We start from the raw sequence: 12626 nt of genomic DNA, 5'->3' as shown, positions 1-12626 counted from the left end.
CTGTCAGCCGCCCACGGTGACGCCGGCCGCGGTGGCGGCGGTGGTGCGGCGTTCGGTGATGAAGGCGTCGATGGCGGCGACGGAGCGGAAGTTGTTGGGGTCGAGGTCGGTGTCGTCGACGGGGAGGGTGAAGTGGTCCTCGACCCAGGCGATGAGTTTGAGGACGCCGAGGCTGTCGATGACGCCGTCGGAGAGCAGGTCGTGGTCGTCGGCGAGCTGGTCGGGGGTGATGTCGGGCAGGAACTCGTCGATGAGGAACCGCTTGATCTGGGCGATGTTGCTCATGTCGGCAACTCCCTTGCGTCGGTGGCCTGGTGGCCGCTGGATGGGGTTGGGTGGTGGTGCGGGGTGTTACGGGGCGGGCAGGACGGCCTTGCGGTCGACCTTGCCGGTGGCGGTCTTGGGCAGAGGGGCGTCGTGGATGGCGAGCTTCTCGGGGACGGCGGCGCGTGGCAGGTTGCGGGCCAGGTACTCGCGCAGGACGAGGCTGTTGAGGGTGGAGCCGGGGGTGCGCTGGACGGCGGCGTGCAGGCGTTTGCCGGTGAGCGGGTCGCTGGCGGCGGCGACGGCGGCTTCGCGCACGTCGGGGTGGGCGAGCAGGACGCGTTCGATCTCGGCGGTGTTGACGGCGACGCCGCGGACCTTGACCTGGAAGTCGGCGCGGCCGGTGAGGTGGACGCGTCCGGCCTCGTCGCGGGTGACGAGGTCGCCGGTGCGGAACCAGCGGCGGCCTTCGCCGGCGCCTTCGGGCTGGGTGGTGAAGCGTCCGGTGTCGCGGGAGCGGTCGAGGTAGCCGGCGGCCTGGAAGGGGGTGGAGACGTAGAGTTCGCCGCTGCCGGGGCCGTCCAGGGGGGTGCCGTCGGCGGTGGCGACCAGGGTGCGCACGCCGGGCAGCGGGGTGCCGATGGGCACGGGCAGGGCGGCGGCGGCGTCCAGGCGGTCCAGGCGGTGCAGGAAGCTGTCGTTGGTCTCGGTGCAGCCGTAGATGTTGTACAGCTCGGCGCCGGGCAGCAGGGCGGGCAGGGCGGCGAGGGTGCGGGCGTCGATGGCGTCGCCGGTGAACGCGGCGTGCTCGACGCTGTCCAGGACGTGGGCGCCGGCGGCGGCCTGGACGAGCAGGGCGTAGGCGAGGGGGACGGCCTGCAGGACGTGGGGGCGGTGGCGGATGAGCTGGGCGAGCAGGTGGCGGGCGTTGAGGGCGTGGGCGGGGTCGATGAGCAGGCAGGTGCCGCCGGCGGCGAGGGTGGCCCACACGTCGAGCAGGGCGAGGTCGAAGTTGAGGGGCGCGTAGTTGGCGACGGTGCGGCCGGGGCCGAGGTCGAAGGTGTCGTGGGCCCAGGCGGTGAAGCGGTCGACGGCGCCCTGCGCGAGGGGGACGATCTTGGGCAGGTCGGTGGAGCCGGAGGTGGTGAGCATGAAGGAGGTGCCGGCCGCGAGGGTGGGCACCGGGGCGGGGTGGGGCAGGGCGGGCAGCCGGGGGGCGTCCTGGCCCAGGGGGGCGAGCAGGCGCCGCGCGCCGGCCTGGGCGAAGAGCGCGGCCAGCAGGGCGGGGGCGAGCTGCGGGGAGGGCAGCAGGAAGGGGCGGCGCTCCATCAGGCAGGCCAGCACCAGGGCGACCGCGGCGGGTGACTTGACGGCGTACAGGCCCACCGGTTCGCCCGGTGCCAGGTCGAGGGCGTTCAGGCGGGCGCGTTCGGCGTCGGCGGCCTCGGCGAGCTCCCGGTAGCTGACGCTCTGGTCGTGCCAGAGCAGGGCGGGGGCGTCGGGGCGGGTGCGGGCGTGGGCGGTGAACGCGTCGGGCAGGGCGAGCGGCGGCAGCGCGGTGTCCTGGACGGGGCGGCCGAACGGGGCGCTGCTGGGGGTGGTGGTCACGGCGTTCACTCCCCCACCGGTGCGATGCGCGCCCAGCCGGCCTTGACGGCGGTGCCGGCCTCGGTGGCGATGGTGAAGCGCACCACGGTGCCCCGGTCGTGGGGCTGGAGGGTCAGGCGCAGTTCGGTGCCGGGGCGGGTGGGGGCGGCGAAGCGGGCGCCGAGCGCGGTGACGCGGGCGGGGTCGCCGCCGGCGTGGCGGTCGGTGATCTCCTCGGCGGCCAGGGCGACGAGGTGCATGCCGTGGGCGATGACGCCGGGGAAGCCGGCCGCGCGGGCGGCGTCGTCGTCGAGGTGGATGGGGTTGAGGTCGCCGGAGGCGTGGGCGTAGGCGCGGGTGTCGCCGGCGTCCAGCACGTGGGTGAGGACCTGGGGCGGGCCGTCGGGCACGGAGCCGGGGTGGGCGGCCGGCGGCAGGGCGCCGTACGGCTCGGCGCCGGTGGCGCCCAGCAGGAGCGCGGCGGTGGCGAGGTCGGCGAGCGGGGCGCCGGTGGCCGCGTCGGTGAGGCGGGTGGTCAGGGCCAGGCGGGTGCCGCGGGCCTCGCGGCGCACGGCGGCGACCTCGACGGCGACGTCGACGTCCCCCGCCGTGAGCGGGGCGTGGGTGCGGATCTCCTGGGCGAGGTGGACCACGCCGGTGAACCCGTGGTCGCCGGCGGTCAGCGCGCTGACGGTGTGCTGGGCGAGGGCGTGGGCGGCGACGAAGGGGTGCGCGGGGCCGGCCCCGGCGCGGGCGGGGGCGCCCAGGCGGGCCCGGGCCGCGGCCCGGTAGGCGGCCAGGTCCCGGTCGGTGACGTGCAGGCGGGTGCGCGACACCGGACCGGCGGGCGCGGTCACGGCGGGTACGGCCTGTCCGGCGGGTGCGGCGGGTGCGGCTTGTGCGGCGGGGGCGGCTTGTGCGGCGGGTGTGGTCGTGGGTGCGGTCATAGCGGGGTCACCACCAGGGTCGTGTTGTGGCCGCCGAAGCCGAACGAGTTGGACAGGGCCGCGCCGGCGCGCACCGGGCGCGGCGCGGTGTGCACGACGTCGAGGTCCAGGCCCTCTTCGGTCTTCTCGTGGTTGGCGGTGGGAGGGACGGTGCGGGCGTTCATGGCCTCGATGGCGGCGATCAGCTCGACGGCGCCGGCGGCGCCGATCAGGTGGCCGATGGCGCCCTTGGTGGAGGTGACCGGCACGCCGTGGGGGCCGAACACGGCGCGCAGGGCGGCGGCCTCGGCCCGGTCGTTGTGCACGGTGGAGGTGCCGTGGGCGTTGACGTGGGCGATGTCGCCGGGCGCGAGGGCCGCGTCGGCGAGGGCGGCGCGCATCGCGGCCACCGCGCCGGCGCCGTCGGGGCGCGGGTTGGACAGGTGGTAGGCGTCCGCGCTCGCGCCGTACCCGGCGAGCAGCGCGTACGGGGTGCGGCCGCGGGCCCGGGCGTCGTCCAGGCGTTCCAGGACGAGGAAGCCGGCGCCCTCGCCCATCACGAAGCCGTCGCGGTCGGTGTCGAAGGGCCGTGAGGCGCGCCCGGGTTCGTCGTTGCGCAGGGAGTGCGCGCCGAGGTTGCCGAACGCGGCCAGGGTGACGGGGGTGAGGGTGGCCTCGCAGCCGCCGGCGATCACCACGTCGGCGCGCCCGGTCTCCAGCAGCAGGGCGCCGTGGCCGATCGCGTCCGCGCCGGAGGCGCAGGTGGTGGCGATCGTCAGGGCGGGCCCGTTCCAGTGCAGGCGCATCGCGATCTGGGCGGCGGCCGCGTTGGGCATGGTGACCAGCGGCATCAGCGGGGAGACCCGCAGCGGCCCGTGCTCGGTGTACAGCGCGGACTCGCGGTCGCTGGTGGTGCGTCCGCCCACCGCGGTGCCCACCACGATGGCGCTGCGCCCGGGTTCGGGTTCGGGGCGTCCGGCGTCGGCGTGGGCGGCGAGTGCGGCGAGGGTGCCGTAGTGGGCGAACGGGTCGAGGCGGCGGGCGTCCTTGGCGGGGACGAGGTCGTTGTCGGGCAGGTCGGTGACCTTGCAGCCCAGGCGCACCCGGTGGCGGGCCAGGGCGGGGTCGGTGAGGGCGGTGGCGGTGGAGCGCCCGGAGGCGACGGTGCGCCAGAGGTCCTCGACGGTGTGGCCGGCGGGGCTGACCACGCCGAGGCCGGTGACGGCGATCGGCGGCCGGTGGTGGGGGGCCATGGCTTCGTCTCCTTAGCGCGGTCGCGCGGGCGGCCCGGCGGTGGCGGCGGGGGCGGGGCGGGCTGGTCCGGGCCGGCCGGATCAGGCGGGCGGGGCGGGCCGGATCGGGCGGGCCGGGCGGGTCAGATCAGGCCGGTCTGGGCGGCGGCGGTCAGGAACGCCTCGGCGGCGAAGTCGATGTCGGCGGCGGTGTGGCGGGCGGTGACGGCGATGCGCAGCCGGGCGAGGTCGTTGGGCACGGCGGGGGTGACGACGGGCAGGCCGATGACGCCGGCCTTGCGGCAGGCGGTGGCGTAGTCGTAGGCGGCGTCGTCGCTGCCGGCGATGACGGGCAGGACGGCGGTGGTGGAGTCCATGGTGGAGATGCCGGCGTCGTTGAGGCGGGTGCGCAGGCGCTGGGCCTGGGTCTGGGTGTGGGTGACGCGCTCGGGTTCGCGGCGCAGGATGCGCAGGGACTCCAGGGCGGCGCCGGTCTGGGCGGGGCCGAGGGCGGCGGAGAACAGGAACGGGCGGGCGGCGTAGCGCAGGTGGCCGATGAGGTCGTGGCTGCCGGCGATCCAGCCGCCCATGGAGGGGATGGCCTTGGAGAGGGTGCCGAGTTTGACGTCGACGCGGACCTTGTGGTCGAAGTGCTCCTCGATGCCGCCGCCGGTCTTGCCGATGACGCCCAGGGCGTGGGCCTCGTCGACCATGAGGAGGGCGTCGTAGCGGTCGCAGACCTCGCGCAGTTCGGGCAGCGGGGCGATGTCGCCGTCCATGGAGTAGACGCTGTCGACGATGACCAGGCGCACGCCGGTGGGGGCGGCGGCCTTGAGGCGGCGCTCGAGGTGGTCGACGTCGTTGTGGCGGAAGCGGGTGACGGTGGCACCCGACAGGCGGCAGCCGTCGACGATGGAGGCGTGGTCGTACTTGTCGATCAGGACGGTGTCGCCCTGGCCGACGAGGGCGCCGACGGTGCCGACGTTGGCGGCGTAGCCGGAGCCGAAGACCAGGGCGCGTTCGCGGCCGGCGAAGCGGGCGACCTCGGCTTCGAGTTCCTCGTGCAGGGGGATGGTGCCGGCCAGGGCGCGCACGCCGTGGTTGCCGGTGCCGTAGACGTCGACGGCGGCCTTGGCGGCGGCCACGACGCGTTCGTCGCCGGCCAGGCCGAGGTAGCTGTAGCCGGACATCATGAGCAGGCGCTCGCCGTCGAGGTCGCAGTAGGCGCTGTCGCGTTCCATGGTGTAGGCGACGAAGCTGTTGCGCCGGGAGGGGTCGGACTCCAGTGCGGCCACGCGGGCGTTCGTTGCGGCGAGCTTCGGCTCCAGGCGGTCCCATGCTCCGGTGGCGTTCACGGGTTTCTCCTTCACGGCGTCACGGTGTTCACGGCTTTTCACGGTTGTTCGCGGCTGTTTCGCGGTTGCGTGCGGCTGTTTCGCGGTTGTTCGGGGCTTTTCGCGGCTCGGGGTGTTTCTCGAAGCCTTCACGCGGGGTGCTCAAGGATGGCTACATTTCTACGGCAGGATGCGCAAGGCGTCCGCAATAGGCGCTTTCCTGGCCTGCGGGAACGCTCTGACGTGCGGAAACCTTGCGTCCACGACGCATTGACCGGCCGGTGGGTATGTTTCCGCAACCGGTGTTGACACCGCGCGATGCGGCGAATGTATGGTCGAAATCCGCCGAAACCGAACGGCTGGTCGGCGGTTTATTGTTCCGATCCGCAATTTCCCACGCCGACGGCCGGAACGGGCCGTCACTTCCGCTTTGGCTCGAGGGGGTTGGAGCTCGTGTTGAAAGGCTTCAGGGAAGACGGTCCGTCCGGTAGATCGGGGGCCCGCGCATGCTGATCCGCCTGACCGGTCTGGTGGCCGTCGAGCACGAGGACGGCGCCCCGCAGCACCTGTCCAGCGCCCAGGCCCAGGTGGCGTTCGCCCGCCTGGTGCTGGAGCGCTCCAGCGGCACCAGCCGCGACCAGCTGGCCGACACCATCTGGCCCGACGGGCTGCCCGACACCTGGGCCTCCGCGCTGCGCAGCGTGGTGAGCCGGGTGCGGGCGTTCGTCACCGATCCGGGGCAGGGGCCCGGTGCGACCCCGCTGATCTCCCAGGGCGGGCGGTACGTGCTGCGGCTGCCCGCGGACGCGGCGGTGGACCTGGAGGCGGCGGCCTCGGCGGTCGGCGAGGCCGGCGAGGCGCTGGCCGCGGGCGGCCACGCGGTGGCGCAGCAGCTGGCCGCGGGGGCGCTGGCGAACCTGCGCGGGGCGTTCCTGCCCGACCACGAGGGCGAGTGGGCGCAGGGGGTGCGCGAGCACGTGGAGGAGCTGCGCATCAGCGCGTTGGAGACCGCGAGCCTGGCGGCGTCGGCGCTGGGCGAGGAGCACCACGCGCTGCGCTGGGCGGACGAGGCGGTGCGCCGGGCGCCGTTCCGGGAGAGCGCCTACCGCTGCCGGATGGAGGCGCTGGCCGCCTCCGGCAACCGGGCGGAGGCGCTGCGCTGCTACCAGCAGCTGCGCCAGGTGCTGGCCGAGGAGCTGGGCATCGACCCGGCCGCCGAGACCCAGGAGCTCTACCTGGCGATGCTGCGCTCCCCCGTGCCGGCGGCGCCGGCGCCGGCGGCGGTGCGGGCGGTGGACCCGGTGCTGATGGGGATCTTCGAGCCGCTGGCGCTGACCCGCCTGGCCCGGGCGGCGCCGGCGCCGGTGCGCGCGGCCTGAGCCCGGGGCCCCGCGCCTGCGCCCGCGCCTGCCGCTGCCGTTGTGCCGCTGCGGCGTGCCCCGCCGGTCCCCGGTCCGGCGGGGCGCGCCGCCTGTCTTCGCGGGCCCTCTCCTTCCGGCCGCCGCCCCGGGCCTCGCGCCGCCGTGCCCGGCGGTCTTCGGCGGTCCCCGGTCGTCCTCGGCGGTCCGTCACGGGGCCCTCCCCGGCGCCGCGTCCCTCCCCCGCCGTGCCGCGCCGCGCATCCCCTCTTTCCGGCCGTCCTCGGCCGCGCGCCGTCGTGCCCGGCGCTCCCGCGCGGTCCGCGGCCGGCCCCCGTGCCGGGCGGCGGGGCGTGTTGCGCGGGTGTTGCGGTGGGTGTGGGCGGCGGGTGGGGCGCGGGGGCGGTCCGGGGGTCCGGCGCGCCTCCCGGGGGCGGAGGCCGGGGGCCGGGCGATCGTCCCTGGTAGCGTCGTGCTCGTGAAGTCGCGCACACGGCGCGGTTTTTGACTGTCGGACAGACGGGGGTCGAGTGTTGGGAAGGGGTGGTGGGTGTGGGGCGGGCACGCGTGGCGGCGCGGGTGATCGTGCACCCTGGTGTGGAGGACGTGAGCGTCCAGCAGGTGCTGGAGGCGCTCGCTGATCCGGCCCGCAGGACGGTGGTGCGCACGCTCGCGCACTCGGGAGCCGATCTCAGCTGCGGTTCCTTCGACCTGCCGGTGGGGCGTTCGACCTCCAGCCACCACTTCAGCGTGCTGCGCGAGGCGGGGCTGCTGCGCCAGTACTACGTGGGCACCACCAAGATGAACGCGCTGCGCAGCGAGGAGTTGGAGCGGCGGTTCCCGGGGCTGCTGGCGGCGGTGGTGGCCGCCGCCGACGCGGAGGCCCGCCGGGCCCCGGGGGCCTGAGGGCCCGCCGGCCCCCGGCGGCGGCGGTTCGGCCTCCGGTGGTGGTTCAGTCGCCGACGGCCAGGACGATCTTGCCGATCTGGGTGCCGGCCTCCAGGTAGCGGTGGGCCTCGGCGACGGTGTCGAGGCCTTCGAAGACGCGGTCGACGGCGGGGGTGAAGGAGCCGTCGGCCAGGCCGGCGGTGACGAACGCGTGGGCGCGGCGCAGGCGTTCGTCGTCCCGGGTGACCTCGTGCATGGAGAAGAAGCGGCTGGTGACGGGGGCGAAGGTGTCCTGGCCAGGCATCGGGGTGTCGCGGGGGTCGAGGCGGCCGTAGACGGTCAGGCGTCCGCCGGGGGCCAGGGTGCGGGCGAGGGTCAGGACGCCGGGTCCGGCGACGGGGTCGAGGACGGTGCGCACGCCGGATCCGCCGGTGGCCGCGTCGACGCGGGCGAGGAGGTCGTCCTCGCCGGTGACGACGACCTCGGCGGCGCCGGCGTCCAGCAGGTGCCGGGCCTTGGCGCGGGTGCGGGTGGTGGCGATCGGGTGGGCGCCCAGGCGGCGGGCGGTGCGGATGGCGGCCAGGCCCACGCCGGAGGCGGCGGCGGTGATCAGCACGTGGTCGCCGGGGCGCAGGTGGCCGTCCTCGGCGAGGGCGCCGTAGGCGGTGAGGTAGGGCATCCACACGGCGGCGCCCTGGGCGGGGGTGAGGCCGGCGGGGTGGGGGACGGCGGCGCGGGCGGGGACCAGGACGTGGGTGCCGTAGACGCCGTAGTCGTTCTGGGAGAACGCGGGCACGGTGTCGACGCGGTCGCCGGGCGTGAAGGCGGTGACGCCCTCGCCGACGGCCTCCACGGTGCCGCTGGCCTCGTAGCCGAGGGTGGCGGGCAGGCGCGGCCGCTCCAGGTAGGTGCCGGCGCGGAAGAGGGCCTCGGCGCGGTTGAGGCCGATCGCGGCCACGCGCAGGCGCAGTTCGCCGGGCCCGGGTTCGGGCAGGGCGCGCTCGCGTACGGCCAGTACCTCCGGTCCTCCGGTGGTCTCGAAGACGACGGTCCTGGGCATGGCGGGCCCCTCCCCCTGGTGCGGTGCGGATCGGCGTCCAGCCAACCCCGGGCGCGCCCCGCCTGTCAAACTTCGACACCTGTCGGAATAGAGGCCTTCTTTCCCTGGTTGTACGGGAGTTGACTCTTCGTCAGGCCTGCCCGGGGCGGGTCGGGCGGGGGCGGGGCGTAGGCTTGCCGTCCATGATCGACGGTGGGGACTGGGGCCAGGGGTGGGACGGCACGCGCCGGTGGGTGGAGGGGCTCCTCGCGCCCGGTGAGCGCGTCACGGCGGTGAGCGCGCTCACGGGCGGGTGGACCTCGCGGATGCGCCGCGTGGACGTGGAGCGCCCGGGTGGCGCGGGCCCGTACGCGCTGGTGCTGCGCTCCTTCGTCAAGCCGTTCTACCGCCGCCACGCCCCGGGGCTGCTGGCCCGCGAGGCGGCGGTGCTGCGCCTGCTGGAGGGCGGCGGCGTCCCGGCGGCGCGCCTGCGCGCGGTGGACGGGTCGGGGGCGGTGTGCGAGCACCCGTCGCTGCTGATGACGCACCTGCCCGGCACCGTGCGGGTGGCCGAGGACGGCGGGGCGGGGCGGCGCGCGGGCCTGCTGGCCGCGCAGCTGGCCGCCGTGCACGCCCTCGACGTCGCCGAGGAGGACCGGCCGCGCGCCTGGCAGGCGTGGACGGCCCCCGAGCGCGTGGAGGTGCCCGGGGGCACCGCCCGCGCCGGGCTGTGGCGGCGGGCGGTGGAGGTGATCGGCGGCGCGGTGCCCGCGCACCGCTCCTGCTTCCTGCACCGCGACTTCCACCCCGGCAACGTGCTGTTCACCGGCGCGGGCGCCGACCTGGCCGTCAGCGGGGTCGTCGACTGGGTGGAGACGTCCTGGGGGCCGGCCGACCTGGACGTCGCCCACTGCTCCACCGCCCTGGCCCTGCTGCACGGCCCCGAGGCGGGCCTGGCCTTCGCCGACCGCTACACCGCCGCCGGCGGCCGCACCCTCGCCGGCGGCCGCGACCACCTGTACTGGCGGCTGCTGGACGCCCTCGTCTTCGCCCCGGACGCGCGGAAGGTCGCCGAGCCCTGGCGCGAGCTGGGACGCGCCGACCTGACGCCGGCCGTGCTGACGGGACGCCTGGAGGACTACCTGCAGGCCCTGTTCGACCGCTACGCCTGAACCCGGCCCCGCGCCCCGGATCCCCGGGGGTCCGGGGCGCGGGGTGCCCGGGCGGGTGCCGCGGTGCCGCCGCGACGCGGGCGGCGGGACGTGCCGCCGGCGCGTCAGCGGGCCGGGTACCACGCGCGGTACATGTCCAGGACGCGGTCGGCGGGCAGGGCGGGCATCTGCGTGACGAGGCCGTTGCGGCGGTCCACGACCAGGCAGCCCGCGCCCACGTTCACGAGCGGGTCCGGGTCGGCGAAGACCGGGAAGGCCGGCCAGCCGAGCTCGAACTCCCGGAGCACGACGTCCACCGCGCCGAGGGGGCCGCCCCGGACGGCGCGGTGGCGGGCCAGGTCGCGGGCCCTGGCCTCGTCCGCCGGTTCGCCGGGGGGAAGCGGGGCCGGCGCGGCCGGGTCGAGGCGCCTCGGGCGCCGGCCCTCGACCAGGGCGACCAGGGCGCCGTCGAAGGAGTCGGCGACCTTCCACAGGTCGCCCCAGAACAGGTGGACGGCGCCCTCGGCGTCCATCGCGAGCCGCCCGCGTCCCAGGTCGTACTCCCCGACGGGCACCAGGTCCGGGCCGTACCTCGCGCCGTAGGCGCGCAGGCTCCGGTCCGCGTGGAGCCCGACCCCGGGATCGATCCGAAACGGCATCCGGGACATGTCCGCACCCGGCCCGTACTGGTGGACGGTCATGCCGCCGAACTCCCGCAGCACGGCCGTCACGGGGGGCGGGAAGTACGCGGCCGGGTCTCCCCACGAGCGCAGCCGGGCCCGCAGTTCGTGCTCGGGCAGGCGGACGCCCTCGTACCAGCCGGCCGCGGTCAGGGCGTGGAGGACGGGGCGGGGAAACGGGACGTCACAGCGCGGGCGCCTCCACGACCCGCACGCCGAGCGCGTCGAGCGCGGGTGCGCACGACGAGCAGGGCGGGATCGGGCGCTCGTGCGCCGGATCGCCGGGCTCGAGCAGCAGGATGCCCGCGATCACCGCCCCGGACAGCAGCAGGCCCATGCGCTCGATGACCCGGTCGTGCCCGGGGTCATGGACGCCTTCGGCGACGAGCGCCGCCCGCGCCTCGGCGGCGACCCGCGACAGCAGGACGACCTCCGGGCAGCGCCCGTGGAACAGCGAGCGCATCGCGGGCGCGGTCCGGTCCAGCAGGCTCCGCACGGCCGGGTGCGCGTCCGTCGTGGCGGTGTGCGTGCTGGTCGCCGTCACCGCCTCGGCCCCGGGGCGCAGCAGTGCGGCGCCGACGCCCGGCGGTATGTCGTCGTCGGACATGGTGCGGCATCAACTCGTCTCGTGTCGTGGCCGGGTGCGGCGCGCGGGAGCGCCGCGACGGCCGGTGGCGGGGGCCGGTGACACGGTAGCGGCGGGCCGCCGGGGTTCCCGCGTGCGGGCCGCGCGGGCGGTGCGGGTACGGCCAGGGGTCGGGGGTCGGGGGCCGGCGGGCGGGTGCGCCCCCTGCCCGGGGCGGGGCAGGGGGCGCGGGCCGGCTGGGCGGTCAGGGGGCCGGGACGGGCCGGGGCTCCTCGTGCCGCGGCTCGTCCTGCCGCGGCTCGTCGTGCCGCGACTGCTGGTCGGGCTGCGGCTGGTCGGGCTGCCGGGGCGGGTCCAGGCGGCGGCGCAGGAGGACGGCGGCCAGGGCGGCGGCGGCGAGGGCGGCGCCGGCCAGGGGCAGGTGGCGGGGGCCGGCGGTGGTGACGACGGCTCCGCCGAGGGTGGTGCCCAGGGTGATGCCGAGGTTGGAGAAGGAGATGAAGAGGCTGTTGCCGAACTCGGGGGCGTCGGTGGCGTCGCGGGCGAGCCAGGCCTGGGCGACGGCGAGGCCGCCGGAGTGGACGGCGCCCCAGGCCAGGACGGCGGCGAGCATGGGCAGGGGGTGGGGGCCGGCGGCGTCGATCAGGAGGTAGAGGGCGAGGTAGAGGAGCGGGTAGGCGGTGACGGTGCGTACGAGGCCGCGTTCCAGCAGGCGGCCGAAGAGGATGTTGCCGGCGGTCATGACGACGCCGAAGGCCATCAGGACGGGGCCGGTGAGGGAGGGGGCGAGGCCGGTGACGCTCCCCAGGTACTCGGCGATGTAGCCGTAGCCGCTGAACATCGCGGCGAACACCAGGGTGACGGCGGCGACGGCCAGCCACAGCCGGGGCCGGCGCAGGATGCCCAGCTGTCCGGCGTAGGTGGGCGGCGCGGTGTCGGGCAGGTCGGGGAAGAAGGCGAGGACCCCGGCGCAGGCGAGGAGGTTGACGGCGCCGGCGGCCCAGAACGCGGCGGGCAGGGAGATGTGCTCGGCGAGGTAGGAGGTGACGGGCACGCCGAACGCGAAGCCGGCGCTGACGCCGGCGAAGACGGTGGTGGCGGCGCGGGCGGCCTTGCCGGGCGCGGCCAGGCGGGTGGCGGCGGTCAGGGCGAGGGCGAAGAAGACGGGGTGGAGCAGCGCGGGCAGGATCCGGAACGCCAGGACGAGCGGGAAGGAGTGGCCGAGCGCGTAGACGGCGTTGGAGACGGCGAAGAGGGCGAGCGCCGCGGCCAGGACGGTCTTGCGGCGCAGCCGGGAGGCGAGCAGGACGCCGACGGGGCCGGTGGCGGCGACGGTGAGGGCGAAGGCGCCGACCAGCCATCCGGCGGCGGCGGGGGTGACGTGCAGGCGTTCGGCCAGGGAGGGCAGGACGCCGACGACGCCCATCTCGGTGGTGATGATGCCGAACACGCCCAGTGCCAGGACCGGGACGGCCAGGGCGTTTCGGGCGGGAGCGGTGCGTGGCACGACAGCCTCCATTGGATATACAAATCTAGATAGTTGGATGCGTTTGGGTCGAAGAAAAGGGGGCGCCGGGCGGG

12 protein-coding genes are annotated in these 12626 nt (G+C 76.2%); 3 read left to right on the top strand and 9 right to left on the bottom strand.

The features are described from left to right. Positions 1-3: 3 nt before the first annotated feature. From ACFCY1_RS10825 to ACFCY1_RS10805, 5 genes are all read right to left on the bottom strand, one after another. Positions 4-285, bottom strand: coding sequence for an acyl carrier protein (locus tag ACFCY1_RS10825; RefSeq protein ID WP_049656700.1), 282 nt, complete (start codon positions 283-285; stop codon positions 4-6). A 66-nt stretch (positions 286-351) separates the two neighbouring features. Further along, a complete protein-coding gene (locus tag ACFCY1_RS10820; protein WP_375874211.1) occupies positions 352-1872 on the bottom strand; it encodes an AMP-binding protein in 1521 nt (506 codons plus the stop codon). 5 nt (positions 1873-1877) lie between these two features. After that, a complete protein-coding gene (locus ACFCY1_RS10815; RefSeq protein ID WP_375874210.1) occupies positions 1878-2798 on the bottom strand; it encodes a MaoC family dehydratase in 921 nt (306 codons plus the stop codon). After that, a complete protein-coding gene (locus tag ACFCY1_RS10810; protein WP_375874209.1) occupies positions 2795-4030 on the bottom strand; it encodes a beta-ketoacyl-[acyl-carrier-protein] synthase family protein in 1236 nt (411 codons plus the stop codon). Before ACFCY1_RS10810 ends, ACFCY1_RS10815 begins: the two co-directional genes overlap by 4 nt. Positions 4031-4152: 122 nt before the next feature. After that, positions 4153-5364 carry an aminotransferase class I/II-fold pyridoxal phosphate-dependent enzyme gene (locus tag ACFCY1_RS10805; RefSeq protein WP_049659474.1) on the bottom strand — a complete coding sequence of 404 codons (1212 nt, stop codon included), beginning with the start codon at positions 5362-5364 and terminating at the stop codon, positions 4153-4155. A gap of 485 nt (positions 5365-5849) precedes the next feature. Here ACFCY1_RS10805 and ACFCY1_RS10800 point away from each other — a divergent pair, with 485 nt between their 5' ends. Both ACFCY1_RS10800 and ACFCY1_RS10795 read left to right on the top strand, forming a co-directional pair. Beyond that, complete coding sequence (locus tag ACFCY1_RS10800) at positions 5850-6722, top strand: bacterial transcriptional activator domain-containing protein (protein ID WP_049659476.1); 873 nt, start codon at positions 5850-5852, stop codon at positions 6720-6722. Between the two features lie 585 nt (positions 6723-7307). After that, the gene (locus ACFCY1_RS10795; RefSeq protein WP_375874208.1) at positions 7308-7607 is read left to right on the top strand and encodes an ArsR/SmtB family transcription factor; all 300 of its coding nucleotides are present in this window, start codon (positions 7308-7310) and stop codon (positions 7605-7607) included. Between the two features lie 46 nt (positions 7608-7653). On the opposite strand, the gene ACFCY1_RS10790 is transcribed toward ACFCY1_RS10795, so the two are convergent. Beyond that, positions 7654-8649: a zinc-dependent alcohol dehydrogenase family protein gene (locus ACFCY1_RS10790; protein WP_375874207.1), complete on the bottom strand. Its 996-nt coding sequence runs from the start codon at positions 8647-8649 to the stop codon at positions 7654-7656. Positions 8650-8831: 182 nt separating this feature from the next. Between ACFCY1_RS10790 and ACFCY1_RS10785 the strand changes: the two genes are divergently transcribed. Next, on the top strand, positions 8832-9800 hold the full coding sequence (locus ACFCY1_RS10785; RefSeq protein ID WP_375874206.1) for a phosphotransferase family protein: 969 nt from the start codon (positions 8832-8834) through the stop codon (positions 9798-9800). A 104-nt stretch (positions 9801-9904) separates the two neighbouring features. Here the strand turns inward: ACFCY1_RS10785 and ACFCY1_RS10780 are convergent, their stop codons facing one another. From ACFCY1_RS10780 to ACFCY1_RS10770, 3 genes are all read right to left on the bottom strand, one after another. Further along, positions 9905-10738, bottom strand: a complete 834-nt coding sequence (locus ACFCY1_RS10780; RefSeq protein ID WP_375874357.1) for an SUKH-3 domain-containing protein — start codon at positions 10736-10738, stop codon at positions 9905-9907. Continuing rightward, positions 10644-11066: a YwqJ-related putative deaminase gene (locus ACFCY1_RS10775; RefSeq protein ID WP_375874205.1), complete on the bottom strand. Its 423-nt coding sequence runs from the start codon at positions 11064-11066 to the stop codon at positions 10644-10646. The genes ACFCY1_RS10780 and ACFCY1_RS10775 overlap by 95 nt, the downstream gene beginning before the upstream one ends. Positions 11067-11289: 223 nt before the next feature. Further along, the gene (locus ACFCY1_RS10770; protein ID WP_375874204.1) at positions 11290-12552 is read right to left on the bottom strand and encodes an MFS transporter; all 1263 of its coding nucleotides are present in this window, start codon (positions 12550-12552) and stop codon (positions 11290-11292) included. Positions 12553-12626 lie beyond the last annotated feature (74 nt).

Origin of the sequence: Kitasatospora sp. NPDC056273 (assembly GCF_042268845.1) — a bacterium.
In the GTDB taxonomy this organism is placed as follows: domain Bacteria; phylum Actinomycetota; class Actinomycetes; order Streptomycetales; family Streptomycetaceae; genus Kitasatospora.
Note: the sequence above shows the minus strand (reverse complement) of the source record. Positions and strands in the feature narration are given on the sequence as shown.